This is a genomic window from Microcoleus sp. S13_C3 (assembly GCF_036700905.1).
Classification (GTDB): domain Bacteria; phylum Cyanobacteriota; class Cyanobacteriia; order Cyanobacteriales; family Microcoleaceae; genus Microcoleus.
The window spans coordinates 1-24,727 of record NZ_JAUBPT010000118.1 but is presented as its reverse complement, the minus strand read 5'-3'; the positions used below and the strand labels follow the sequence as shown (position 1 = coordinate 24,727).

At 46.6% G+C, this 24,727-nt stretch carries 19 protein-coding genes and 1 pseudogene; 12 read left to right on the top strand and 8 right to left on the bottom strand.

Translation table 11 applies throughout. The features are described 5' to 3' along the window. Positions 1-80: 80 nt before the first annotated feature. Positions 81-2,447 (bottom strand): cation:proton antiporter domain-containing protein, encoded by a 2,367-nt coding sequence (locus QUA16_RS26170; protein ID WP_333107399.1) that lies wholly within the window; start codon positions 2,445-2,447, stop codon positions 81-83. A gap of 398 nt (positions 2,448-2,845) precedes the next feature. Here QUA16_RS26170 and rpsB point away from each other — a divergent pair, with 398 nt between their 5' ends. From rpsB to QUA16_RS26135, 7 genes are all read left to right on the top strand, one after another. Further along, positions 2,846-3,676: a 30S ribosomal protein S2 gene (gene rpsB / locus QUA16_RS26165; protein WP_333107398.1), complete on the top strand. Its 831-nt coding sequence runs from the start codon at positions 2,846-2,848 to the stop codon at positions 3,674-3,676. 453 nt (positions 3,677-4,129) lie between these two features. Continuing rightward, a complete protein-coding gene (gene tsf, locus QUA16_RS26160) occupies positions 4,130-4,789 on the top strand; it encodes a translation elongation factor Ts (protein WP_333107397.1) in 660 nt (219 codons plus the stop codon). Positions 4,790-5,086: 297 nt separating this feature from the next. Beyond that, on the top strand, positions 5,087-6,025 hold the full coding sequence (locus QUA16_RS26155; protein WP_333107395.1) for a hypothetical protein: 939 nt from the start codon (positions 5,087-5,089) through the stop codon (positions 6,023-6,025). A 4-nt stretch (positions 6,026-6,029) separates the two neighbouring features. Beyond that, positions 6,030-6,152 carry a hypothetical protein gene (locus tag QUA16_RS26150; RefSeq protein WP_333107394.1) on the top strand — a complete coding sequence of 41 codons (123 nt, stop codon included), beginning with the start codon at positions 6,030-6,032 and terminating at the stop codon, positions 6,150-6,152. A gap of 296 nt (positions 6,153-6,448) precedes the next feature. Further along, entirely contained in the window at positions 6,449-8,956 is a 2,508-nt protein-coding gene (gene recG, locus QUA16_RS26145) for an ATP-dependent DNA helicase RecG (RefSeq protein ID WP_333107393.1), read from the top strand. A 1,110-nt stretch (positions 8,957-10,066) separates the two neighbouring features. Then, positions 10,067-12,151: an elongation factor G gene (gene fusA, locus QUA16_RS26140; RefSeq protein WP_333107391.1), complete on the top strand. Its 2,085-nt coding sequence runs from the start codon at positions 10,067-10,069 to the stop codon at positions 12,149-12,151. Between the two features lie 123 nt (positions 12,152-12,274). Beyond that, on the top strand, positions 12,275-12,811 hold the full coding sequence (locus QUA16_RS26135; RefSeq protein WP_333107390.1) for a Uma2 family endonuclease: 537 nt from the start codon (positions 12,275-12,277) through the stop codon (positions 12,809-12,811). Positions 12,812-12,927: 116 nt separating this feature from the next. On the opposite strand, the gene QUA16_RS26130 is transcribed toward QUA16_RS26135, so the two are convergent. The 3 genes from QUA16_RS26130 to QUA16_RS26120 form a co-directional block, all read right to left on the bottom strand. Continuing rightward, the gene (locus tag QUA16_RS26130) at positions 12,928-13,440 is read right to left on the bottom strand and encodes an HNH endonuclease (protein WP_333107389.1); all 513 of its coding nucleotides are present in this window, start codon (positions 13,438-13,440) and stop codon (positions 12,928-12,930) included. A gap of 39 nt (positions 13,441-13,479) precedes the next feature. Next, the gene (locus tag QUA16_RS26125) at positions 13,480-14,913 is read right to left on the bottom strand and encodes a transposase (RefSeq protein ID WP_333107388.1); all 1,434 of its coding nucleotides are present in this window, start codon (positions 14,911-14,913) and stop codon (positions 13,480-13,482) included. Between the two features lie 175 nt (positions 14,914-15,088). Beyond that, positions 15,089-15,778 carry a hypothetical protein gene (locus QUA16_RS26120; RefSeq protein WP_333107387.1) on the bottom strand — a complete coding sequence of 230 codons (690 nt, stop codon included), beginning with the start codon at positions 15,776-15,778 and terminating at the stop codon, positions 15,089-15,091. A 369-nt stretch (positions 15,779-16,147) separates the two neighbouring features. On the opposite strand from QUA16_RS26120, the gene QUA16_RS26115 reads away from it, so the two are divergent. After that, positions 16,148-16,582, top strand: a complete 435-nt coding sequence (locus QUA16_RS26115; protein ID WP_333107386.1) for a hypothetical protein — start codon at positions 16,148-16,150, stop codon at positions 16,580-16,582. Positions 16,583-16,705: 123 nt separating this feature from the next. Here the strand turns inward: QUA16_RS26115 and QUA16_RS26110 are convergent, their stop codons facing one another. Continuing rightward, the gene (locus QUA16_RS26110; RefSeq protein WP_333107385.1) at positions 16,706-18,088 is read right to left on the bottom strand and encodes a UDP-N-acetylmuramoyl-tripeptide--D-alanyl-D-alanine ligase; all 1,383 of its coding nucleotides are present in this window, start codon (positions 18,086-18,088) and stop codon (positions 16,706-16,708) included. A gap of 409 nt (positions 18,089-18,497) precedes the next feature. Between QUA16_RS26110 and QUA16_RS26105 the strand changes: the two genes are divergently transcribed. Continuing rightward, on the top strand, positions 18,498-19,778 hold the full coding sequence (locus QUA16_RS26105) for a hypothetical protein (protein WP_333107383.1): 1,281 nt from the start codon (positions 18,498-18,500) through the stop codon (positions 19,776-19,778). A gap of 287 nt (positions 19,779-20,065) precedes the next feature. After that, entirely contained in the window at positions 20,066-20,398 is a 333-nt protein-coding gene (locus QUA16_RS26100; RefSeq protein WP_190743136.1) for an RNA-binding protein, read from the top strand. A gap of 231 nt (positions 20,399-20,629) precedes the next feature. On the opposite strand, the gene clpS is transcribed toward QUA16_RS26100, so the two are convergent. After that, positions 20,630-20,911, bottom strand: coding sequence for an ATP-dependent Clp protease adapter ClpS (gene clpS, locus QUA16_RS26095; RefSeq protein ID WP_015178019.1), 282 nt, complete (start codon positions 20,909-20,911; stop codon positions 20,630-20,632). Positions 20,912-21,498: 587 nt separating this feature from the next. On the opposite strand from clpS, the gene QUA16_RS26090 reads away from it, so the two are divergent. Continuing rightward, positions 21,499-22,101 (top strand): DUF3172 domain-containing protein, encoded by a 603-nt coding sequence (locus QUA16_RS26090; RefSeq protein ID WP_333107382.1) that lies wholly within the window; start codon positions 21,499-21,501, stop codon positions 22,099-22,101. 370 nt (positions 22,102-22,471) lie between these two features. Here QUA16_RS26090 and QUA16_RS26085 read toward each other — a convergent pair whose 3' ends face one another. Continuing rightward, positions 22,472-23,800, bottom strand: a complete 1,329-nt coding sequence (locus tag QUA16_RS26085) for an AMIN domain-containing protein (protein ID WP_333181452.1) — start codon at positions 23,798-23,800, stop codon at positions 22,472-22,474. Between the two features lie 90 nt (positions 23,801-23,890). Here QUA16_RS26085 and QUA16_RS26080 point away from each other — a divergent pair, with 90 nt between their 5' ends. Further along, positions 23,891-24,448, top strand: a complete 558-nt coding sequence (locus QUA16_RS26080; protein WP_333109705.1) for an NUDIX hydrolase — start codon at positions 23,891-23,893, stop codon at positions 24,446-24,448. Between the two features lie 48 nt (positions 24,449-24,496). Here the strand turns inward: QUA16_RS26080 and QUA16_RS26075 are convergent. Continuing rightward, positions 24,497-24,727: pseudogene (locus QUA16_RS26075) on the bottom strand (calcium-binding protein); the annotation flags it as partial.

Here is a 24,727-nt window from a genome sequence, read left to right as displayed (position 1 = left end):
TAACAACAGTCAACAGTCAACAGTCAACAGTCAACAGTCAACAGTCAACAGTCAACAGTCAACAGTCAACAGTCAACTGACTACCTTTGAGGAAGTACCGATGCCAAGTGCGATCGCACTTTAACGTAGCACCGCGCAATCAGTAGCGAAGAATGACACTGCACAGCCAATTCATCAGTATACTGTCCCAAAGTTTGGCGCTCAATTCCCCACTCCCGACTCGTACCCGCAATAGTCAAATCAGCATTAGCAGAAGCCGCCACTACTGCTTGAATTGGCTCAGCAGCCTCCACAATCGGAGTTTCAATGCGCGATCGTACCTCAACCGGTAACTGCTCCATCACTCGTTGAAACTCGTAACTCAGCTCGTTTCCAGCTTCCCCGTCAACCGCCACCCGTAGCACTGTCAAACGGCGTTCCTCACTATTAACTAACAGTCTCAGCGCCAATTCTAACCCCAAATCATCGTGAATGTTTGCCGCGTAAGGTACTAACAAGTTATTCAAGTTTTCCCTGCCTCTGTCAACAAAAATTGCTACATCCACCTTAGCGTTGCTGAGAATTTGGCCGACACGTCCTCCCAAACGGTTGCTGCTGAAAGTAGGTCTGTGCCATCCTACTAAAATCAAATCCGCGCGATCTATTGCCGCAATTTGTGCCGTCTCCCGGGCTACATCATTAGTAACCCGAATGATGGGATGTACGAATTTGTGTGCCTCTGGCAGTTCCAAACTCTCAATCAATTCTGATAATTTCGAGCGGCGCTCTTGAATAATGCGATCGGCTTCCGCAGGCGTACTTTTAAAGGCATAATCCTCATTTAATTCTATCAAACTCAGAGGATGAACCGCCGCCGACTGTAAATCGTTACCACCCATACCAGCAGCCGGCTGCGCCAGCGCTACCGCTAGTTGCAGTAAACCTTTCTGCGTGCTGGGATTGGCAACAGGTACTAAAATCCGATAAGTGGGCAGCAATTTGTTAGCAGTTTCTTCGCTGCTACCGGCAATTGGTGAATCTTCTAATTCTGAATCCTCAGAGCTAACTTCTGAAATATCTAACCGAATTAACCGTTTTGGATAAGTCCACTCCAACAGAGGCGAAGTCATAAAAGTTGTGACTAAAGCCATGATGACTAACATCGTAAATAGCAGCGGCGAAATTACGCCCAGAGAAAGACCGATATTCAGCACAATTAGTTCCGTCAAACCGCGAGTATTCATCAGCCATCCCAGGGCTGAAGCTTCGCGGTTGCTGATGCCACAGACTCGGGCCGCAACGTAAGTGCCGAGGTATTTACCGACAATTGCCACTCCTAAAACTGCGGCGCACAGCAGCCACAATTCGGGACTGTTGAGCAAGCCGATTTGAGTCCGCAAGCCGCTGTAAGCAAAAAAGACTGGCAGCAGAAATATCAGGACAAAATCTTCGGTTTTCTCAGCTAATTCTCGGGTTAATCCTGCATTTTTCGGCATGGCAGTACCAAGCAAAAATGCACCGAAGATTAAATGAATGCCGATCAATTCAGTAATTAAGGCAGAAGCTACAACTCCCATGTAAATTCCCGACAGCACTAACTGTGTTAATCTGCCGGTGCGGTTGTAGTGCTTGGAAAGCCGCTGCAAGAACCAGCGGCCTACAGTCAGCATGAAACCGATGTAAATTAAAGATTGAATAATTGTCGGCAAAGCACCGATCATCGAATTAGTACGAGTAACTGCGATCGCCACCGCTAACAAGCACCAAGCTGTCACATCGTCAACGGCCGCGCAAGTAAGGGCCAGCGTCCCCAATTTGGTATTCTGCAAGTTGTGTTCTGTAATAATTCTTGCCAGCACCGGAAATGCCGTAATTGACATCGCAGCGCCCAAAAACAAAGCAAAGGCGGTAAACGAAACGCTATTATTTGAAACGATGGGATACAGCAGCAGTGCTAGCAAGCTTCCCAGGGAAAACGGCACTAGAATGCTGACGTGGGAAGTTAAAATCGCGATATCTAAATTGTTTTTGAGATACTTCGGATTCAGTTCCAAACCAACCAAGAACATGAAAAATATCAGCCCCACCTCAGACAGCACGTTGAGGAAGGGAACGGCTTGGGCTGGAAAAAGTGCAGTTGCGGTGGCAGGTGCAACTAAGCCAAATAGAGAAGGCCCAAGCATAATTCCTGCTACAATTTCTCCAATGACTTGAGGTTGTTTGATGGCTCGAAATCCTAAACCTACAAGTCTCGAAAGTGCGATGACAATTAGAACTTCAAGCAGAACGAGAATGGGTATGGGCATGGCGTTTTTAGCTTTGGGATTTTTGCGGATCGAGAGGGCACAGCAGTAAAGCCGACAGAATTGCCGATCGAAAAAAATCGATACCAGCTCGATCGAAGGTAGAAAGCACAAGAGGCGCACCAACAAGGCCATTGTCTCACAAGCGAACAAAGGCTTTGGCAACCTCCCACCTGGATTTTTCGTTTTTTACAAGCGCTGGCAAGTAACTTTAACCGCAGCGTGCGTACCCCGGACTCTATCTCACCTCCGGTTGCCCACCGCCCATTTAAACTCACATCTTGCACCATTCTCAATTACTTGTTTAGGAACAGGCTTTTCGGCCTGTTCCACAAGAAAACTCATTCTTTGTGGAACGGGCCGAAGAGCCCGTTCTTGATAATGGTGCAACATCTGAGTTTAAACCTAGTGATATAAAATTGTCAGCAAAAGTAGCGCGCGCTGTGATAAACTAGAAAAGTTGTTTAAATTCGCACATCCGGGTTTTCGGGTGTTTCTAGGGCGCAAACCTTCAGAAATACGACCGGGTGGAGGATTAACCCGAATTAGGAGTTAAAAATACAATGCCAGTAGTCAGTTTGGCTCAAATGTTAGAGTCAGGGGTTCACTTCGGACACCAAACCCGTCGGTGGAACCCGAAAATGTCTCCATACATTTTTACAGAGCGCAACGGGGTTCACATCATCGACCTCGTGCAAACCGCTCAGCTTATGGAAGACGCCTACGAGTACATGAGAGTTGCCTCAGAAAAAGGCAAAAAGTTTTTGTTCGTGGGTACGAAGCGCCAAGCAGCAGGGATTGTAGCCCAAGAAGCTCAACGCTGCGGTGCTTATTACGTCAACCAGCGCTGGCTGGGGGGAATGCTCACCAACTGGACGACGATTAAGTCCCGCGTGGAGCGCCTCAAGGATTTGGAGCGCCGCGAGGAAATCGGCGCCCTCGATTTGCTGCCGAAAAAAGAAGCTTCGGTACTGCGCCGAGAAATGGCAAAACTCCAGAAATATCTGGGCGGGATTAAATCTATGCGGAAGATTCCCGACGGAGTGGTGCTGGTAGACCAACGCCGCGAGTATAATGCGGTGTTGGAATGCCAAAAGTTGGGAATTCCGATCGTCTCTCTGTTGGATACCAACTGCGACCCGGATTTGGTTGACATTGCGATTCCGGCAAATGACGATGCTATTCGATCTATCAAGCTGATTGTCGGCAAGTTGGCTGATGCCATCTACGAAGGTCGTCACGGTCAGCAGGGCGGCGACTCTGAGGAAGACTACGACTACGACGGTGGTTACGAAGGCGCTGAATATGATGGCGAAATCGAAGAATTGGATGACCCCGATTATGTAGATCCCGACGACGCTGCTGAGGCCGAGGGCGAAGAAACCGAGAGCTAGTATTGCCCTCGGAATCTGACACCAGGAAATTAAAAATTAAAGATTGAAAATTAACAATAATAATTATTTTTAGTTGGATATTTTTAATTTTTAATTGTACATATAGCAATCCTTGCAGGAGTCGTAAATTTTTTACCCCACCCCAGCCCTCCCCGAACCCGCGGGGAGGGAGTAAGAAATTCAGAAATGATGCGAGGATTGCTATAGCACGAGTCTAAGTCATTAGTAGAGCTCTGGCAAAAGCATTCATTGTGTCAGGGCCAGAATTAATTCTGGCGCTACACCTAGAAAGTCGGTACTAAGATCGACTGGGTATTTCTTCACTCGGGTCTAATCATTAACATTAAAATTAGTGACTAATGACTGATGACTAATGACTGATGACTAATGACTGATGACTAATGACTGATGACTAATGACTAATAACTAATTTTGATTGGGAACTTAAAGAAGATGGCGGACATATCTGCAAAACTTGTTAAAGAACTGCGCGAAAAAACTGGCGCGGGCATGATGGACTGCAAAAAAGCCCTCGTTGAAAACGAAGGCAATATGGAAACATCCATTGAGTGGCTGCGGAAAAAAGGTCTGGCTTCGGCAGGTAAAAAAGGTGGACGAGTTGCCTCAGAAGGTATAGTAGGCAGCTACATTCACACGGGCGGCCGCGTGGGAGTGCTGGTGGAAGTTAACTGCGAAACAGATTTTGTGGCACGCCGCGAAGAATTCCAAAAGTTGGTGCGGGATATTGCGATGCAAATTGCAGCTTGCCCGAATGTGGAATACGTGAAAGTTGAAGATATCCCCGCCGAAGTTGTCGAAAGAGAAAAGGCAATTGAAATGGGCAAAGATGACTTGGGCAACAAGCCGGACAACATCAAAGAAAAGATTGTTCTAGGGCGGATTGAGAAGCGCATGAAAGAGTTATCTTTGATGGATCAGCCTTTTATTAAAGATCAGAATATCTCGGTGGAAGAGTTGGTGAAACAAACGATCGCCCAAATTGGAGAAAATGTCCAAGTGCGCCGCTTCGTGCGTTTTGTCTTGGGCGAAGGCATTGAAAAGGTAGAAGCTAACTTTGCCGATGAAGTGGCAGCCCAAATGGGTGCTCAATAATCCCAAATTAAGATTTAGAATTAAAAATTAAAAATGTGAAAACTTCATTTTTTGCATTTTTAATTTTTAATTTTTATAGGACTTCTGGACAGACTATATTTGTAGGGTGGGTACTGCAAACCTTGCTACTACAGACAGCGTAAAAATGGAAAACTTGCGTAATATCAAATCCCTTAGCATCGGAATAGTAAATTAGAGTTCACTGTTCACGGCGTCAACAGTAAACCGTCAACAGTAAAAATCATTCCGGTGTTACCTGAAATGATATAAGTCCTATTTTAATTTTATACGAGAGATATGGTGCGACCAAGAGAGAGAATAGAGCAAGATTTGGCAGGACTCGAAGAGGCTTTAGCAGCCTTGAATATGGAGTTTCGCAGTACCTACGATGGTTATTTAACTGCGTTGGGACAAGCGGTGCGGCAGCAGTTAATTTTGGCTTGCTATCACCTTTGCACTCAAGCAGTACCGGAGTCGTTTCTCAAGTTGTCCTTCGAGGGGCGGCAAAAAATGCAGCAGTCTGTAAGGGCTTTGGCTGTGGCGTCGGAGGAAAAATTGCGATCGCTGGTGACTGAATCACAAGCAGATGAACAAATAGAGGAAGAGGAAGAGGAAGAGGAAGAAGAAGACGAAGACGACTTCGATGAAGAGGAAGAGGAAGAAGAGGAAGACGAAGCAGACGACAAGGAAGAAGACGAAAAGGAAAAAAACCAAGTTTCCGCGATTAACTATCTATTTTCATTGGCAAATTATCAATTGCCAAGTACCAATTCCCCGGAAAGTTTGGCACGCTGGCAAAATAGTATTGAAAAGTCGATCGTCCATATACTCAAGCTGCTGTCTCGCGACACCAACCGCTTGCTGCAACAGTCGGGAATCTTGCCGAGTCAATTACCAGAACCGATTCTAGAAGCTGCTTCTGGTGCTGAATCCTCCGGCGATAGTGTTGCCGGGCCGCCTAACTTATTAAACTTAATTATTGAAACCGATGCCTCATCAGCATCGCGCAAATTGGCGGCAGCAACCTTTGGTAGTAGGGCGCTGCACATTACAGCGATTAAACTGCGGCTGTCGGAAATAGAGTTTGCCGATGCGGCAACCTCGGCTTGGCGCCAGCAGATTCGTAACCTCTCTGTAAAGTTGAACTCCCTGGGCCGCGATTACCAGAAAAAGCAGCGGGAACTCGCTGTGGTGGAGGCTGAGTCGGCTTGGCGATCGAGTTGGTTTGAAGATTAGTCAGTTGTCAGTTGACAGTTGTCAGTTGGCAGTTGTCAGTTGGCAGTTGTCAGTTGACAGTTGTCAGTTGACAGTTGACAGTTGTCAGTTGGCAGTTGTCAGTTGTCAGTTGTCAGTTGTCAGTTGACAGTTGTCAGTTGTCAGTTGACAGTTATCCGTTGGCAGTTGACAGTTGTCAGTTGACAGTTGTCAGTTGACAGTTGTCAGTTGACTGTTGTCAGTTGGCAGTTGTCAGTTGACAGTTGTCAGTTGACAGTTGTCAGTTGTCAGTTGTCAGTTGACAGTTGTCAGTTGTCGGGAATTCTTGAGCTATGATTAATAACTAATGACTAACGACTACTGACTAATGACCAATGACCAATGACTAATGACTAATGACTAATGACTAATGACTAATGACTAATGACTAATAACTAATGACTGATGACTAATAATCAACCCGAATGGCAGCGATTGCAAAAAGCTCTTTCAGTAGAAGCCGATCGCGGATTTAACGACATCCAAGGCAGTCAATACCGCTTCAGCGAGTTTCTGGGCCTGAGTTTGAGACAGTTGGCAGGTTCTGTGGCGGCTTCGGCGCGCGATCGAGCCAGACAACTAGCCGCTGAATTTGACATCTACCCTCAGAAAGATATCGAACAGCGCCAACATTCGATCGCCATTACGGTCAGTTTTCTCAGACAAATGGAGCAAGTTTGGGAACAAGAAACTCGCCACCAGCAAGAACAAGTAGCACAAGTCAGACCCGCAAACGCTTCTGAACCAACCGCCCCAGCACTTTCCGTTCCCCGAACAGTACCCCTGAGTACAGCAGCCGCACCACCAAGCCTGACTCTTGACCAACAGTTAACCCGCGTCACCGGCATCGGCCCCGCCAACGGCAACCGCTTGGTCAAACTTGGTTTATACACTGTATATGACTTGCTTTACTACTATCCCCGCAACCACATCGACTATGCAAAGCAAGTACAAATTCGCGAACTCGTAGCTGGGGAAACTGTCACTTTAATCGCAGAAGTAAAGCGCTGCAATTGCTTTTCTAGTCCGAAGAATAAGAAATTAACCATATTAGAAGTAATTTTAAAAGACCGCACCGGAGAAATAAAAATCAGTCGTTTTTTTGCAGGCCCTCGCTACAGCAATCGCGGTTGGCAAGAATTCAAAAAGCGCGAGTATTGTACTGGTGCGGTGCTGGCAGCTTCCGGGTTGGTGAAGCAGGGTAAATATGGAATTACTTTAGAAAATCCTGAGTTAGAAGTATTAGACGACTCCGGCGGTGCGATCGAATCAATGAAAGTCGGCCGCCTGATACCAGTTTATCCGCTGACGGAGGGGGTGGATGCCGGTTCGGTGAGGCGATCGATTTTGGCTGCAATGCCGGCGGCGAAAATGTTGCCAGAATCGCTACCGGAGGATTTGCGCGAGCGTTACGGTTTAATGGGTTTAGCCGATGCCGTGACTAATATTCACTTTCCGCTCGATCGAGATTGTTTGGCCGCCGCCCGCCGTCGCTTAGTTTTTGACGAATTTTTCTACCTGCAATTAGGACTTTTAAAGCGCCGCCAAACCCAAAGGAAAGCTCAAGCTAGTGCAGTCATCCTTCCTACTGGCAAATTGATCGAACATTTTTATGAAATCTTGCCTTTTGCGTTGACTAATGCTCAGGAAAGAGTAATCAACGACATCCTCAACGATTTAGCTTCATCGCAACCGATGAACAGATTAGTGCAAGGCGATGTCGGTGCTGGCAAAACCGTAGTGGCCGTCGTGGCAATGCTAGCAGCAATTCAATCCGGCTATCAAGCCGCTTTAATGGCGCCGACAGAAGTTTTAGCAGAACAGCATTACCGCAAATTGGTAGGTTGGTTTAACTTGATGCACTTGTCTGTTGAACTGTTAACTGGTTCGACAAAAGTAGCCAAGCGCCGCGAAATTCACAGCCAGTTAGAAACCGGAGAATTACCTGTTTTAGTGGGAACTCACGCGCTGATTCAAGATACGGTGAATTTCCATAAGTTGGGTTTGGCGGTAATTGATGAACAGCACAGATTCGGCGTGCAACAGCGCGCTAAATTGCAGCAAAAAGGCGAAGCTCCCCACGTTTTGACGATGACGGCAACTCCCATTCCCCGGACGCTGGCGCTGACGCTGCACGGGGATTTAGATGTGAGTCAAATTGATGAACTCCCCCCCGGTAGGCAGGCGATTCAAACCACTGTACTGTCGGCAAAAGAACGCATTCAAGCTTACGATTTGATTCGGCGGGAAGTGGCAAGCGGGCGTCAAGTTTATGTGGTGCTGCCGCTGGTGGAGGAGTCGGAAAAGTTGGACGTGCGATCGGCAATTGAGGAACAAGAGAAACTGCAAAAAAGCGTATTTCCTGAGTTTAAGGTGGGTTTGCTGCACGGTAGGATGAGCAGTGCTGACAAAGATGAGGCAATTAGTAAGTTTCGAGACAAAGAAACTGATATTTTAGTATCTACTACTGTGGTCGAAGTGGGAGTAGACGTGCCGAATGCCACGGTAATGCTGATTGAAAATTCTGAGCGTTTTGGACTGTCGCAACTGCACCAGTTGCGGGGTAGAGTCGGTCGGGGCAGCAACCGTTCTTATTGTTTGTTAATGCCCGGTTCCAAAACGGCGGAAGCTATGCAGAGAATGAAGGTTTTAGAACAATCTCAAGATGGCTTTTTTATTGCAGAAATGGACATGAGATTGCGCGGGCCTGGTCAGGTTTTGGGAACTCGGCAGTCTGGTTTGCCGGATTTTGCTTTGGCGAGTTTGGTGGAGGATCAGGAGGTTTTGGAGTTGGCGAGGGCGGCGGCTCAAATGGTAATTGAGAATGATGAAAGTTTGAATCAGTGGCCGGTGGTGCGGGATGAATTGGAACGGAGATATCAACGGATGATGAGTGGGTCTATTTTGACTTAGATAGTTTTGGAGGCAGCAACGGGGTTTTTATGGGAAAGATTATCGTGAAGGGCGATCGACAAAAGTATAAAAAACCAGTTTATGATGACAGAACCTCCGCCCTTTTATTGTAGGTTCGATTGACTCACATCAGGCAGTAATTTCAGAAACCGGGTTTCTTGCCAGAAACTAATACCATTTTAGATGCTAGATTGTAGATTAAAGAATTGAGAATGACGGATTTTGTAGGGATTTGGAGCTTGTCTAAAGTTGCATTATTTTTTTTAAGTGGTATTAAAAAGATGAATTGGTCAGGAATTACGCACTCCGACTCTCAGAAACCGGGTTTTTTACCGAGTGTGCGGGGCCCAACTCGTCTTCTTGTTGTCAAAAAACCTGGTTTCTGGGCCCCATGCGTAAGTCCTATTTGTTCAATGAGTGCCTCAACCCAACATATTTTCGGAGAAGATTTTTCCCTTCGTCAGGGGTATTTTTATCAGTTGTCAGGCTTGGGGCACTTATTAAACGAACAATCCTTCGCAGGAATGACGAGGAAGTGTCAAAATTAAGGTAGTGCTGCCAGAAACAGGGAAAAGAAAATCTAGCCTGTACTGGCGGCACGCTGGCAACATGGATTCCTCGCTTGTCGTGCTTGCAGGTGGTGGCGGACGGTTCGTCGCATTTTATCTCAACAGTAATTGTCAGTAACTCACGGCTAAAGCCGTTGAGCTTGTAAGAGATTTCTCTTACAAGCTGTACTGACCAGACCGCTCGAAAGAGCAGCCGTTATTTGGGTCACGACACCGGAGAATGCGAAGCTAGTTTTCCGCTCTGTCGCTTTCAATTAAACAGTTCTAAAGTCACTGGAACAGTGTTGTAAGCCTAACAAGCCCAGATAACCAGGTCGAAGCTAACATTACCCCGAAAGGGAGGCTCATAAAAGAGCAAACATTATGCGTGAGCGGGTTGCTTTATTCGAGATGGTAATTGTCCCATCGAACGTACATCACAGAAGTACACAGAATTTAGCAATCCCCGTGTAATGGAAAGATTCACGGCGGTTGAAACCGCCGAGCCGTTTTCCACGAGCGGGCTAAAGCCACGCTCGTTTCCCACTTCCCGAATTTTTTTATGAAAGATCTCACTCGTTATCGAAATATCGGCATCTTCGCCCACGTAGATGCTGGCAAGACCACCACAACTGAAAGAATCCTGAAACTGACGGGTAAAATCCACAAAATCGGTGAAGTACACGAAGGCGCGGCGACGACTGACTTCATGGAACAGGAGCAAGAGCGCGGTATTACGATTCAATCCGCTGCTACCACCTGCTTCTGGAACGAGCATCAGCTCAACATCATTGATACTCCGGGACACGTCGATTTTACGATCGAGGTTTACCGTTCTTTGAAGGTTCTCGATGGTGGCATTGGTGTGTTCTGCGGTTCGGGTGGAGTTGAACCGCAATCTGAAACCAACTGGCGCTACGCTAACGATTCCAAAGTCGCTCGCGTCATCTACATCAACAAGCTCGATCGCACGGGTGCAGATTTTTACCGCGTTGTCCAGCAAGTTGATAAAATCCTCGGTGCTAAACCGATGGTGATGGTATTGCCGATCGGCATAGAAGAAAAGTTTTGCGGCGTAGTCGATTTGCTGACCCGCAAAGCCTGGATCTGGGATGACTCCGGCGATCCCATGAACTATACAATTAAAGATGTCCCCGCCGATATGGTCGAGGATGTCGAAACTTGGCGCGAAAAGTTGATCGAACTGGCCGTCGAGCAAGACGACACTGTGATGGAACAGTATCTCGAAGGCAACGAGCCGAGTCTCGACGACCTCAAGCGCTGCATTCGCAAAGGTACTCGCGATCGGGCATTTTTCCCCACCTACTGCGGCTCATCGTTTAAAAACAAAGGCGTGCAGTTGGTTCTCGATGCCGTAGTTGACTACCTGCCAAACCCGATGGAAGTCACACCGCAGCCAGAAGTCGATCTCGATGGTGAGGAAACCGGCGAGTTTGCGATCGTCGATCCCAATAGGCCATTGCGGGCACTCGCGTTTAAGATCATGGACGATCGCTACGGTGCTTTAACCTTCACGCGCCTGTACTCCGGTAAGTTGTCCAAGGGCGACACCGTACTCAACACCGCCACAGGCAAAACCGAGCGCATCAGCCGTTTGGTGGAAATGCACGCCAACTCTCGCGAAGAAATTGAATCCGCGCAAGCAGGGGACATTGTGGCGATCGTCGGTATGAAAAACGTCCGCACCGGACACACCATCTGCGACCCCAAAAATCCCGCAACCCTAGAGCCGATGGTATTCCCCGATCCCGTTATTTCGATTTCGGTCAAACCGAAACAAAAAGGCGGCGAAGAAAAAATGGGAGCAGCCCTCACCAAGATGGTGCAAGAAGACCCATCCTTCCACATGGTGACGGATCAAGAAAGCGGCGAAACGATTCTCAAGGGGATGGGCGAGTTACACCTCGACATCAAAGTAGACATTCTCAAGCGCACCCACGGTATCGAAGTAGAAGTCGGCGAACCACAGGTAGCCTACCGCGAGTCGATTACCAAGCGCCTCGAAGACGAATACACCCACAAAAAGCAATCAGGTGGTTCCGGTCAATTTGCCAAAATCGGCTACGTGATCGAGCCTGGTGAGGTGGGAAGCGGCTTCCAGTTTGAGTCAAAAGTGACAGGTGGTAGTGTGCCGAGAGAATATTGGCCAGCCGTCGAAAAAGGCTTTGAAAGCTGCATCGACAAAGGCGTCTTGGCTGGATTCCCCTGCTTGGACTTGAAATTCACGCTTCTAGAAGGCGGTTTCCACCCCGTTGACTCGTCAGCAATGGCCTTTGAAATTGCTGCCAAAGCGGCCTATCGGCAGTCTCTGCCGAAAGCCGGGCCTCAGTTGCTCGAACCGATTATGAATGTCGATGTATTCACTCCAGATGATTACATGGGCGACGTGATCGGCGACCTCAACCGCCGCCGGGGGATGATGAAATCTCAGGAAACAAGCCAGACAGGAGCGCGGATCAAGGCAGATGTACCGTTGAGCGAAATGTTTGGTTACATTAGCGATTTGCGTACTATGACCTCTGGGCGCGGTCAGTTTTCCATGTCCTTCTCGCACTATGCTCCTTGTCCGAATAACATCGCTGAAGAAGTGATCAAGGCGGCAAAAGAGCGTCAAGCTGCGAAGTAGTAGTGCTTTTGACTCCCGGTAGGTGCTATCTGGAGTCAAACAGAACAATTCAATCCCCGACAACTTCTACGAAGTCGGGGATTTAATCTAGATAATAAGTACAGTGAGGTTCGACAAAAAAATATGATTGAGTCGATCGCAACACTTTCACTAACAGACTTCCTCGCTCAACCGGATATTGAATCCTCGCCTGCATGGGAATTTATTCTGGGACGAGCAGTTCAAAAAACTATGCCAACCCTTTTTCATTCGCGACTGCAACACAACTTGGTTAACTATATCAACGATCGGACTGATCGGTTTGAAGCGATACCAGAGTTGCGTTGCTTGGTACTTCCCTACTCGCCAGTACCAGATATAGCGATTGTAGCAGGCGATCGGCTTACCGATGAAGACGGACCACTTAACGGCGCACCGGATTGGTTAATTGAAATTCTATCGCCGGATCAAAGCACTTTAAAATTGCAGAATAAGATCCTCCACTGCCTCATTAACGGCACGCAATTAGCATGGCTAATCGATATCTCTCACCAACAAGTTTGGGTATGGCAGGGTGAGGAGCTACCTATAATCTGTTCGGGTGCAGATATTTTACCAGTTTTAGGTATTCTCCCGGAACTTACGGTTGATGCTGTGATGGCTATGATTCGCCGACAGTAGGCATTTTATTAGAAAACTGGGTTTAAAACCCCGTTGATAGTAATTAGGGTTTGCTGAATATACCGCATATTGCGTGGTCTGGGTTTGCGATCGGCTTATTCAGCAAGCCCCACATATTAGATAGTAGAACCACGAGCAGACTTCAACAACATCTTGATTTCTTCAAGACTTAATGGTGGTGAACGACGATGAATCATAGCGTGACAATTTGGACAAACAGGACGCAAATCTTTTATAGGGTCAATTTCATACTCTTCTGCAATTTCTGAAAGGGGTCTTAGATGATGAACATGAATGAAACCTTTTCCCGGTTGCCCAAAAGCTTTGCCAAAATTGAAATCACAAATAGAGCAACTTGAACCGTAATAATCAATACATTTTTGCCGAGCTTTAGGCTCTCGTTCATAGGCGTTGACTGAAACTTGCCGTACTGCCCCCTCACGAAATGTTTGTACTGAATCTACTTCATCAGGAAAGAATCTAGTAGTAGTTACAGATTCCTGAACCTGAAGCGGATTTTGCCAATCCCTCAAACATTTTAGGTAGTCCTCAAAACGGTCTTCCTTACCAAGATACACATTTATTGCAGCACGAAAGATAGCAAAGAGTTCGACAAAGTTATCAATCACTGGCTGAGTTGCATCTAGGTCTGTGAACTAACCTGACGGTCAACTGGGTACAGTTAGACCGCAGGCTTCTTTTTCCTTTTTTTCAAAGGCTTTTTTGAGTGACGGAGTTCCCCCGCCACTTTCATAACTCAGACCAATCTTTCTGACGAGTTTAGCTGAATTTTCGTCTCGATCTAAAGATTCCCCACACTGGCAAGAATGCCACCGTTCCGATAATTCTTTCGGGACTTTATTGAGACAGTTCCAGCAATGTTGAGAAGTTCCTTTCGGATCGACAAACAAAACGGTTTTACCTAGCTTCCAAGCGACATATTTTAGAACGTTGGCGAATTGCCCGTGAGCGGCATCAAGCATGGACTTATTCAAACCGCTCTTAGCTGACTGACCGTTCGGTAAATAAACCAAATTACCATTCTCAATATCGGTCTTGGGCTTGGCACGTCTAGTCAGATTTTTGACACTCAAGTCTTCAACAACTAAAACATCACATTTACCGAATAACTCATGTGCAGTTTTGAACTGAAAATCTAATCTAGCTCTAGCCACGAACTGAAGGAGTCTGGAAACCTTATCCTTGACAATTCTCCAAGGCTTAGAACCCTTGATTTTTTTAGCTAGCTTCGCTTGAAGCCTTGCCAACTTCTGAGCCGACTTTCTCAAGAATCTAGGGTTTTCAACTCTTTCACCATTGGAAAGGTAAGCGTAATTAGTAATTCCCAAGTCGATACCCACAGTATTTTCATCAGTCGGTTGAATTTCTGCAACCGTTACGGGAACCGTCTTATCTTCTAGCGTCAAGGAAATATACCACCCATCCGCTTCTCTGATAACACTACCCGTCTTAACTTTGAACCCTGTTGGTATTGGGCGGTGAAAAACCATAGGTACTTGACCTATTTTGGCAAGGCTAATACAAATCCTATTTTGCTCGTCCTTGACAATATTTAGGTTGTCTAATTGAGGATAAGTGAAGGATTTGTAGTAGTGAAGCCCCTTGAATTTAGGCTTGCCTCTACGATTGCCATTTTTGTCGGGCGTAGTAAAGTTTGAAAAGGAAGTTTCTACTCTGTTGACGACATCTTGCAAAACCTGAGAATCCAACACTTTATAATCAGGAAACAGCTTTTTAGTGTTTTTTAGGTCAGCAAGTTGTATCGTCTGCCACTGTACATATCCGCCTTCAATGTTCGAGAAAACGTCACCTTTCCTGGTCAAAGGATTGCCTGATTCATCCTTCTTTCTGCCATCTCTAGTTTGCACTCTCGTCAAAGGAATATTTCGATAAATCTCCTCAACAGGGACTATCGAAACAATCAATGGGCAAGCGTTTATGGGCGTTCTCGTGGCTTCCCACCACCTAAATCTTTCGCTGAGTCGGTAGTTGTACTGCCGGCGACAAAGTTCTAAGTGAGCCACAATCGTCGTTAGTTGGGCTTTGGTGGGTTTGAGGCGGTATTTGTAAGTTAGTTGCATTTCTAAACTTCCTATTTTCGACCTTTGCATAGTATAGTTTATGTACGTCTAAAATGCAACACCAAATTACTATTTTAGCACTGGGAAGAACATCGAAAATCAAGATGCTCCCGAAGATTGATTCATAGTAGGCAAGTCTAATTGTCGGCTTCCGTTCCTCCATCCGACGAGCCTTTCATCCCTGCGGTAATTCATTCGGGGTACTTCGCTTAGCGCTCAGATTCATCCCCTCTGAATATACCGAGGGACTTCCCGGCTGGTAGTTAATAGGAAGAACTAGGGATGGACTCAGAATATAAGTACCTTTCCACTCTCGTTCAGGAACCAATTGCATTTTGTTAATGTACTCATCATACTCTAACCCGTCAGCTTCTTCCTGTGTAATAGTAGGTGTAATAGTATGAGAGATAATTTCATATCTACCCTGTTTTAAAATCCGACTTACATTTTTTAAATTGTTATTCAAGACTTGGACAATCGGATTTCCTTCTAGCCCTCTCAATCCAAAAAAGTTCACAAATAAACTATCAGAAGTACACTCTAACCTCTGTTGGAAATACCAAGTTTTTGTTCCATTTATAGTCAAGCCAGCGGTTGCTATTTCCACGGGCTTGGTTTTCTTGGCTCCAGAGCGATGAGCTGGTGTAGTCACTATTCGACAATCTGAGAGTACATCTGTGCCATAAACTTGGTGAATTTGGTCACAAGCTTGTTTAATGATTATTTTAAGCTTAGGAACAAGTAATTCTTTTAGCTTATCAGCACGCTCTCGATTGTCTTCGACTGAGAAGAGATATTGTTCAGCAGACCCTATGAGTGGCAAGTCAACGATTTCTGACATTTCGGTTTCCTCAACTGAACTCATATTTGCTCTCCGACATGACAAGTGAAACGAAAACTAATCGATATTTTAGCTTTTTTTCGACATATCCTGAAATAGGTCATGCTTCCCCGGCTCCTAAAACTTGTGCTGTGGTGAGTTTCAGCCTTGTAGGGTGCGTCAATCGATTTTAGATTTTAGATTTTAGATTTTAGATTTTAGATTTTAGATTGACCCCACGGATAAATGCGGGGGCTTGAGGATTTTCGATTTTCGATTTTGGATTGATTGCACGGATAAATCCGGGGGCTTCTACCCTCAAGAAATTCGTGGTCAGTTAGAATACTTACTGGACAAGGGAAACGCTTATGGACTGGCGCACCCTACTATCGTCTTTTAAATGCCGAACAGCTTATGACTCAAATAAATCCCGATCGCACTGCTGGTACAATTGCGATCGACGTTTGCGCTCAATCAAACGGGCAGTATCTTTGTCAGATTTCGTCATCTCTGAGCGATCGCCCCAATGATACCATGAATTTTTACGGACAAACGAAAGAACACGCGATCGCGATCGCCCTGGAAAATTTAGCATCTCGCTACCGCCAGCAAGCCGAAGAGTCTCAAAATATAGATTGGGACGCGGTGGAAATTTCGGATTCTGGAGAGCCAATTGAAAAGCGTTATCACGTAATTTTGCACTACGAACGAATTGCTAAGGATGAATCTAAGTTTGAGGCAATGCACAATACAATGCTCGGAAATACAGTAGTTGAAAATGCCAAAATTTCAATAATTGAGATCGATCCCGATATCGAAATCGAGGCCAGAGGGCTATCAAAATATTGAGGCATCGGGACTTAGGTGCAGATGGGCATCTTACCCTACGCATCAACGATCGAAACGTGAGTTTGAGGCGGCGATCGACTAGAAGCGATCGCATAATTTCAAATCCCCAAAATTTCTTTTCTATTACTCCCCCGCCCAATCAGCGCGAAACTTCTCCACAACTCGATTTAACTCCACCGAATGAGAGGCCTTAAATAAAATACGATCGCCCTTTTCGACAAATCCCAACAACCGCTTTGCTAAATCTTCCCGCCCATCCTTGGCTGTAATATCTCCTATCTCCACAAAAGGCAAACCCGCAGCGCCCGCGGCCATCGCCGCTGCTTCCTCAAAATCAGCAAAAACAAACAAAGCATCAAGATGTAAATCTCGCGCCGCCATTCCCACTTGTCGGTGAAACTCGATCGCCCTTTCGCCCAATTCCTTCATCGTTCCTAACACCGCAATCCGGCGCTTTCCTGGAGTATCTGCTAACAGTCTCAGGGCCGCCAACATCGACTCCAAACCAGCATTGTAAGTCTCATCCAGAATCACAATATCATTGGGCAAATCGTAGCGGCGCGCCCGTCCATCCGGTAACTGCACAGACAAACCTTGCTTTAAAACTTCCCAATTAATACCTAACACTTTTCCTACCGCCAAAGCCGCCAAATAATTTACAGCATTGTGTCGTCCCGGCAGCGGCAGCGGCAATTCTACACCTTCTACTAACATTGTATCATGGTTGAGCAATTCTCCGCACAAATCGCCGTCTTCTAAACCGTAAGTTAAAGTTTTTCCCTGCCAAACTTTCGCCGCAGTTGCCATTAATCTATGATTATCGTGATTTAGAATAGCAATGCTATCAGCAGGCATTTCGGCTAAAAGTTCGCACTTAGCTTGGGCGATCGCCTCTTCGGAACCCAATCGCCCAATATGCGCCGTTCCTACATTAGTAATTACCGCAACAGTAGGACGCGCAATTTGCGACAGCAGCGCAATTTCCCCGAGCCCGCGCATACCCATTTCAATCACAGCATAATTGTGTGTAGGTGAAAGCTCCAACAGAGTTTTTGGTACTCCAATTTCATTGTTGTAGTTATATTGAGTTTTAAGAACATTTCCCTTCGTTGACAAAACCGCCGCAATTAACTCTTTAACAGTAGTTTTACCTACAGAACCAGTAACAGCAACTATAGGTATACTGAATTGGTCACGCCACCAACGGGCGATCGACTGATAAGCTTTTAAAGTATCGTCAACGCGCAACAGCGGAAAATTAGGCAATTCCTCTTGCCAATCTCGATCGACAATCGCCGCAATCGCCCCCAAATCCCTGGCTTTTGCCACAAATTGATGGCCGTCAAAATTGTCTCCCCGCAGCGCCAAAAATACCTCGCCCCCTTCAAGAGTGCGCGTATCTGTGGCAATACCTGTCCCTAAAGCTGTCAAAACGCCCTCAGACACAGCAGGCAAAGGTACAGTTAAAATTTCAGCAAGTTGGGCGATACTTACGCGACAAACCATAACCAGCACTCACATTTCAAATAATTATTTTCACAGCTAATCCTACCTCGCCCGACCTCCAATTTAACTGATTGGGGGCTGCCGACCCGGATTGACCTTGACAATCCTAATACTAAATCGTCAGCCAACCAAGAAATCCTCCCGTATCACTCGACAATCTTTACCAATACTTTACAAAGTCTCTGGTGATTTTAGGCCTTGCTAATTAGCAACAATTCATGCCATGCTGTTGTTGGGAAATAGTTTAACTAAGCAAACAATATCGATCGGCTTAAGCTGCTGAAAGCTTCTACCCATAAGCCTCATCCGGCGAGAAGCTCGGTTGACTCAATTATTGCGATTCATTTGCCCATTTATCAAGCTAATAGGGCTGAAAGCTACTGCCCCAGCCTCGGAGGGTTAATCCACAGTGAACAACTACAACAGACAAAGCCACGAAGAAGAACAGCTACTTTACAAGCACTGGCTGGAGTTGGTACAACGAGAGCAGCCGGCCGAACTCATCAGCCGCTTTCGCACTTTGTTTATCCACGGTACCGGATATCCCGATCGCTCCGTCGCCGAAGCACTCGAAAAAATAGCAGCCTCAGAAAACGCCGAACAAGAGTTCAAGTACATCCTCAACCGCTGCTGCCACATCCTGATCAACCGCTGGCAAACTTACCCCAGCAAGCAAGCAGCCATCCCTGAATTGATCGCTCTGTTTGAAGAAGCGCCCAAAATATTATTGGGATACAATCGATCGCGGGGGCGAGGCTCCATCCCCCAATTAGTAAATCAATTTACCGAAAGCGAACAGTACCTCACCCTCCAGCGTTTAGCCAAAGTCATAACTCACAACAATGAAGATAGCAGCAACAGCAAAACCCCAGCTACCCTTCCCCTCGGAACCTTAATTCCCCGTTACCCTTACCTCTACAAACACTGCCTCCTCAGCGACGACAGCACCTACGAACAGCAGAAAATCATTAAAAAAATCCAAGCTCAAAAGCAGCAGCAATTTGAGGTCAACCTCTCGCAATACGTGGCTCACCAAGTGAGAAAAGCCCAAACAGCGCGCCGGGAAACCTCAATTGTCTTTCAAAGAAGTATACAGCCTATAAAAAACCCGACCCTGTTGACCGACCCGGAACTATTCTTTGCCCTCAAGCACTTTGTCGGAAAAGTAGAGGGAGCCGATACCTACAGACAGCTAGCGGGCCGTTTCACGGCGAACGCCAGCACAAATCAGTCCTACCACTCCTTTAAAGACGACTTGTACGAATACCTGATTTCTTCTGTCACCGACGATCGCTACGGCAAACGTCTCTTTAACGAAAAATTGTATAAGCAACTACAAAATACCCTGCCTCACAGCGACGATCAAAAGTTTAATGAATTTTTAATGATCAGAACTTGCAGCCAGTTATTGAACTTTTTAGTAGTAGAGAGTCCTGTGCGACCCAACCACTTTGTCTTCATCGACCTGATCTCAAACCTCGGGCCGACCCAAACCACAGGTTTGCTGCTGAAAATCGTACTAATTTGCGGCAAAGTCAAGCCCTACCTAGAAAAGCGGCTGGCAATTTTGTTCGGTCACTACGAATGCAGTACCCGAGAAGGCGTGGTGTGGTTAGTCAAAGCCCTGGAAAACGTAAACCTAGCTTTGAGTACCAACTTTGGCAAGGTGGATGTATCTTTCCTGCGGTGAGAGGGGGCGGCATAACTTTCTCTGCTTCCAATGCAGGCAAAACATCACGCCGATCGACCAGGTTTCTGAATACCCTAAAAGTTTTACCTTTAATTAGAACTACTTAATTAACTCCTGAAACCTACTCAAAAGACATTATTCTATGTTAAAGTACCAAGTGTGAATCAGATTCAGTTGCAGGCTTTGTTCATTGCTACAGAATTGTCTAAAAACTTGCCCTTCTGTATCGGCAGGGGACTCTCCGAAACTGAAATCTTCGCACTGTCTAAATTTTGGAGTTATTCCTCATGTCGATATACGTCGGTAACTTATCCTACCAAGTTACCCAAGAAGACATCACCACCGTCTTCGCCGAATACGGAACTGTTAAGCGGGTACATCTACCTACCGACAGAGAAACCAGTCGCCCCCGCGGCTTCGGTTTTGTAGAAATGTCCACAGATGCAGAAGAAGATGCAGCGATTGCTGCTCTCGACGGAGCAGAGTGGATGGGTCGCGACCTCAAAGTTAACAAAGCCAAGCCCCGCGAAGATGAAGGTGGCCGGGGCGGCGGCAACCGGGGCGGCGGTGGTCCTGGAAAATTTGCTCGCGGAGGGGGCGGCGGCGGAGGACGTTATTAATTTCCTCTGATAAAGATTTGAGATTGAAGAGTTGAAATTGGCGCGAGAGCTCACCTAGCTCCGAACCACTTCCGGCCTTTCCGAAAAACCTATGCTCTTCAAGTTTCCATATCTACCGCATTAAATATACCAAAAAGCCAAGGGCCGAACCCTTGGCTTTTTGGTATGTATGAGGGTTGACGGTATAAGTCTGAAACCGGCTGGGCGAATCCGTTGCAGTACCGTCAGGTTCTAATCGTCAGGTTCGATGCTGCTGCTCAATCCGTGATTATTGAGCGTTTCAGCGTAAAACTCAGCGTGTTCGAGAGCGCAAACAATCACCAATCCCATCCCGTTAGTATGGGCTTCCATCATCACATTTACCGCCTGTGGCTGAGTCAGACTCGGTACCGTCGCCATCAAAGTCTGCACCACGTACTCCATAGGATTGAAATCATCATTGTGCAGCAGAACGCGGTAGCGCGGTGCAAGCTTGCGGACTGTGGAAGGCTTTTGAATAATTTCGACAGACACTAATCTATACCTCCTGACTTGTAAAATGTTAAAATTTGTCAACAATCTTGAGCCGGATTCCTCCGCTGTGCAAGACTATCTCACTTTCAGCTATTTTATTGAAATCTGAAAATTCAGACAAGGCGGCCCCTTGGTCGATCGCGAGCTGTGAACCCAACACCAAACCCACAGGGGGTGTCCTGGACCCTGGGCAACCACCTTCCTAGCGCCATAATATTAGAAAGGCGCGATCGGTTAAAAATAACAAACTACTACCTGTTGAGTCTCCAGAACTGTTTTCGTATAGTAAACGAATTCTTGTAAACTCTTAGAAGATAGCGGTAGACAGTGGTAGTATGTAATAGGATAGGCTACCGTTTGAAACCAGCGCCGAAGCATCGGACTAAGCGAAAAAGTTTCCTAGTAAGCGTAACGGCTCAGCTCCCAAAAGCGTAACGCATTGAATAGCGCTTTCAATATTTTGTTGAAAGCTTTGAGAGATACCTCCCTATCAGGGCTCGCTAAAAGCGATGCCTGATCTGCCATACACAGTAGATCGAGGCGCCATCCTGGATTTACCGGGTTAAATGTATCTGACGGAACCTTATATGAAACGCAAACCTAAATCCTACAACGACAGATTCAGCAGCGACCCATCCCGAGGAGATGAAGACTCCGACTACTCCGGCTCCTTTGGCGGACAGTCGCGGCGTCAACCTCAGTCCGGTAAACCCTCTTTCCTCAATTCCGCCACCCTAGGGATTTTAACAGCCGTCTTTATTCTGGGAATTGGCATTGGCATTGCCTTTAGCTCCACCGCTACAATTAGCCCAGAGAACGTAGCATCCCGCGAATTTATCGATCGCAGCGCCCCGAACCCAGAACTTTGCGTGCAGTTTGGAGCAAGCGCGATGGTGACAGATATGCGCCTCTACGTCACCCTCAACCCCTTCAACGTCTACATCTCGCAGCCGAGTATGCGCCCCGGATGCGTCCTGCGAACCAATAACTGGGCAATTCTCGAACAAAGAAAACTCATCAGCCAAGACCAAGTGCGAGAGTGCAAAAATCGCATGAACACCTTTGGCTTCACCGGCCCCCTGGAAGCTCAACCCGAAATTAACTGTATCTACCAAAACGACGGCGCTAAAAACCTGTTCCTCAACCAACCGGGTTCGATAGCTCCAACCACGGAAGGTCAAAATTTCTAAATCGCCGATATAGCGGTTTTCAGTTGAGTCAATTACAGATATGGGGTAGGACTTAGGCTTTGCCTAAGTCCTTACTTTATTTTAGAGAATGGAAAACTGCTCTAAGGAATGAGAATTAAATAACTTCCACTCTTGAAAGTGGGATGGGCGTCCCGCCCGTCCAAAAAGGACGGGCGGGACGCCCATCCCACAATAACAATTAAAATTGTAAGTTATTTAATTCGCGATCCTAAGTAAATTTTGAACAAAGAGGTTCGAGGGAAGAAAAAAGTCTTCCTTCTTCCCTCGAACCTCTTTGTTCTTCCTTCTTCCTTCTTCCTGACATCCGTTACATCCGTTACAAAATCCGTTGCCGAACTTCCCTCTTCCTTCAAAAACCTAACTGGGGGAAATCTTCCGTTAACTGAACTTGCAAAATTTGACCGGGTTGAATCGTAGCAGGTTGAGGAGCAGCGACGTAAGTTGTAGCAACACCACCGGCTGCTCCCGCCAACAAACCGATACCAGAAAAGCCGCTCAGCAAGAACAAAGCTAAGCCACCAATACCAGTATTTCGCAACAAACTGCGATCGGAAGGCTCTTGTCGGCGGCCGCCCACGGGTTCGGAGCGAGCGAAGAGAGGGATATTGCGACCGTTGAGACTAATAGCTTCGACCACAAATCGACTGCCGAGGTTCGTTGTTTCAAACCGGCCGATGACCGGCGTATTAGCAGGTACGATCGTATTACCGCGACTGTCGAGAATTCCCCCTTGCAGCAACAGCACTTCCTCTCGGCTGGGCTTCGCTTGCAGCCGCAAAGCCCGATCGCCCGGGTATAGCAAACTCAGCTCCGTGCCAGTCGGCAACAAGACATTCGCCCCAGTCGCAGCCTGCAAAGGAGCATTCGATCGTCCGCGAGGAAGCGGTTCACCAAAAGTAAGCGTCCGCTGTTGGGGTGCTGAAGCAGCCGTTATTTGAGGATCTAGGCGGGGTAGAGCAGCCGCTTGTACCCCACGGCGTTCGTCAAGGCGAACATTGACTAAAGGCACTCTTAGCGGCCGGATTTGGTCATTTGGAGTTGGCGGCTGCGAATAATTTGTAGCGGGATTCAGGGAAGTAGGAGGCTCAGCTCGATCGACCTTTGAGGCAGCAGTTGAGTTGGAATCAGTCGGCGGCTGGTTTTGCGGTACTTGTATTGCAGGCTGGGGTTTAGTTTCGGGAGTTTCCATAATTGGAGTCGGTTCGATCGAAGGGCGTAACACCCAGCGATTTTCTACCCCAATTCTTTGGAATTGAACTTGCCCTGCCCTGAAACCGACTCCTGGAGCCAAATTGACCAGAATTCTCGCCCTTCCCGGTTGAAGTTGACTCACCCCCACAGAACGCACTCTACCTTGTGGGTATAGCTGAGTTGCATCTACTCCGATCTCAGTATTGGGCAAATCCACAGCAATCTGAGACGGGTTGAGTAGAGAATATGTGGGGGTTGTTCCCTCTGGAAGAGTAATTTCTAGCTGATTTGTCGCCGGATCGAATTTCCAACTTGTGACTGTAGAAGCATTTGCTGGTTCCAGTGTTGCGGCCACTGCTGCAACTGCCGCAACGACTGCTAGACTCAGACTCAGTGACTCGATCGCAAACAATCTGGGTGCTAGAGAATTAACAGTCAATTTTTGTAAGTCTGCCCAAAATTTTCGTGGTAATTTTCTGTATGGCATGGCTGCTGGGTGAAATTTTTGATCTGAAATAGATTATGGATGGGAAAATTTTGCCTTGGGATGACGCTGAAAGTTTAGCATTATTGCGATATGAAAAATTTAACTAAATGGAGATTATTGCGATCGCGCTTCGTTCTTAACAACAAGTGGTGTCAGGTTCGACAAGATGAAATAGAATTGCCAAGCGGAAAAATTATAGACAATTTTTTTGTTAATGTCCGACCCAATATCGCCCTCGTATTTGCCACTACAGAGCAGCAAGAACTTGTATTAGTCCGCCAATACAGGCACGGAGTAGGCGAAATTTTGCTGGAACTGCCTGCTGGATCTTTCAACCCTGCTGAAGAGAGCGGGAAATCGGCAGCCGCCAGAGAACTTGCCGAAGAAACTGGATATGTTGCTGAAGAAATTTTGGAACTCGCAACCTTATATGATAACCCCGTCAAAGACACCAATTCTATCTACCTATACTTTGCTAAAAATGTCCAGCTTGCCAGCAAAATACAATTGGATATTACAGAAGATATTGAAGTAGTTTTAGTCCCTATTACCGAAGTTTTGTTAAAAATAGCAAACCGAGAAATTTGTGTAGCAGGAAGCATCGCAGCTATTTTTTTAGGATTAGAATTTTTGAATAAACAGCGGTAAGGTGCTGTGTGAATGGAACCCTACACGCTGTTTTTTGTGAGGTCTGTCTTAAGGAGAAAGAGTCAGAAAATCCAGAGAGGTAATAGTATTATCAGCCCCAAAAACCTGAGCCAAAACCTGACCAGTCGCCGCAACTTGTAGCAGTGTGCCATTGGCCATCGAGTTAATTTGCAAAGCCTCAAAACTCAAGCCACCAGCCAGGACAAACTTATCAGTTCCTACAGAAAAATTGAGCACAGTATCCAGACCGCTATTAGCGCTTAACACAAAACGATCGTT

Excerpts from the sequence above, each read along its gene's own strand:
- tsf (WP_333107397.1), top strand. The coding sequence starts at position 4,130 with ATGGCGGACATATCTGCAAAACTTGTTAAAGAACTGCGCGAAAAAACT.
- fusA (WP_333107391.1), top strand. The coding sequence starts at position 10,067 with ATGAAAGATCTCACTCGTTATCGAAATATCGGCATCTTCGCCCACGTA.
- recG (WP_333107393.1), top strand. The coding sequence starts at position 6,449 with ATGACTAATAATCAACCCGAATGGCAGCGATTGCAAAAAGCTCTTTCA.
- QUA16_RS26135 (WP_333107390.1), top strand. The coding sequence starts at position 12,275 with ATGATTGAGTCGATCGCAACACTTTCACTAACAGACTTCCTCGCTCAA.
- QUA16_RS26090 (WP_333107382.1), top strand. The coding sequence starts at position 21,499 with ATGAAACGCAAACCTAAATCCTACAACGACAGATTCAGCAGCGACCCA.
- rpsB (WP_333107398.1), top strand. The coding sequence starts at position 2,846 with ATGCCAGTAGTCAGTTTGGCTCAAATGTTAGAGTCAGGGGTTCACTTC.
- QUA16_RS26085 (WP_333181452.1), bottom strand. The coding sequence starts at position 23,800 with ATGCCATACAGAAAATTACCACGAAAATTTTGGGCAGACTTACAAAAA.
- QUA16_RS26100 (WP_190743136.1), top strand. The coding sequence starts at position 20,066 with ATGTCGATATACGTCGGTAACTTATCCTACCAAGTTACCCAAGAAGAC.
- QUA16_RS26155 (WP_333107395.1), top strand. The coding sequence starts at position 5,087 with ATGGTGCGACCAAGAGAGAGAATAGAGCAAGATTTGGCAGGACTCGAA.
- QUA16_RS26110 (WP_333107385.1), bottom strand. The coding sequence starts at position 18,088 with ATGGTTTGTCGCGTAAGTATCGCCCAACTTGCTGAAATTTTAACTGTA.
- QUA16_RS26080 (WP_333109705.1), top strand. The coding sequence starts at position 23,891 with ATGAAAAATTTAACTAAATGGAGATTATTGCGATCGCGCTTCGTTCTT.
- QUA16_RS26125 (WP_333107388.1), bottom strand. The coding sequence starts at position 14,913 with ATGCAACTAACTTACAAATACCGCCTCAAACCCACCAAAGCCCAACTA.
- QUA16_RS26120 (WP_333107387.1), bottom strand. The coding sequence starts at position 15,778 with ATGAGTTCAGTTGAGGAAACCGAAATGTCAGAAATCGTTGACTTGCCA.
- QUA16_RS26115 (WP_333107386.1), top strand. The coding sequence starts at position 16,148 with ATGACTCAAATAAATCCCGATCGCACTGCTGGTACAATTGCGATCGAC.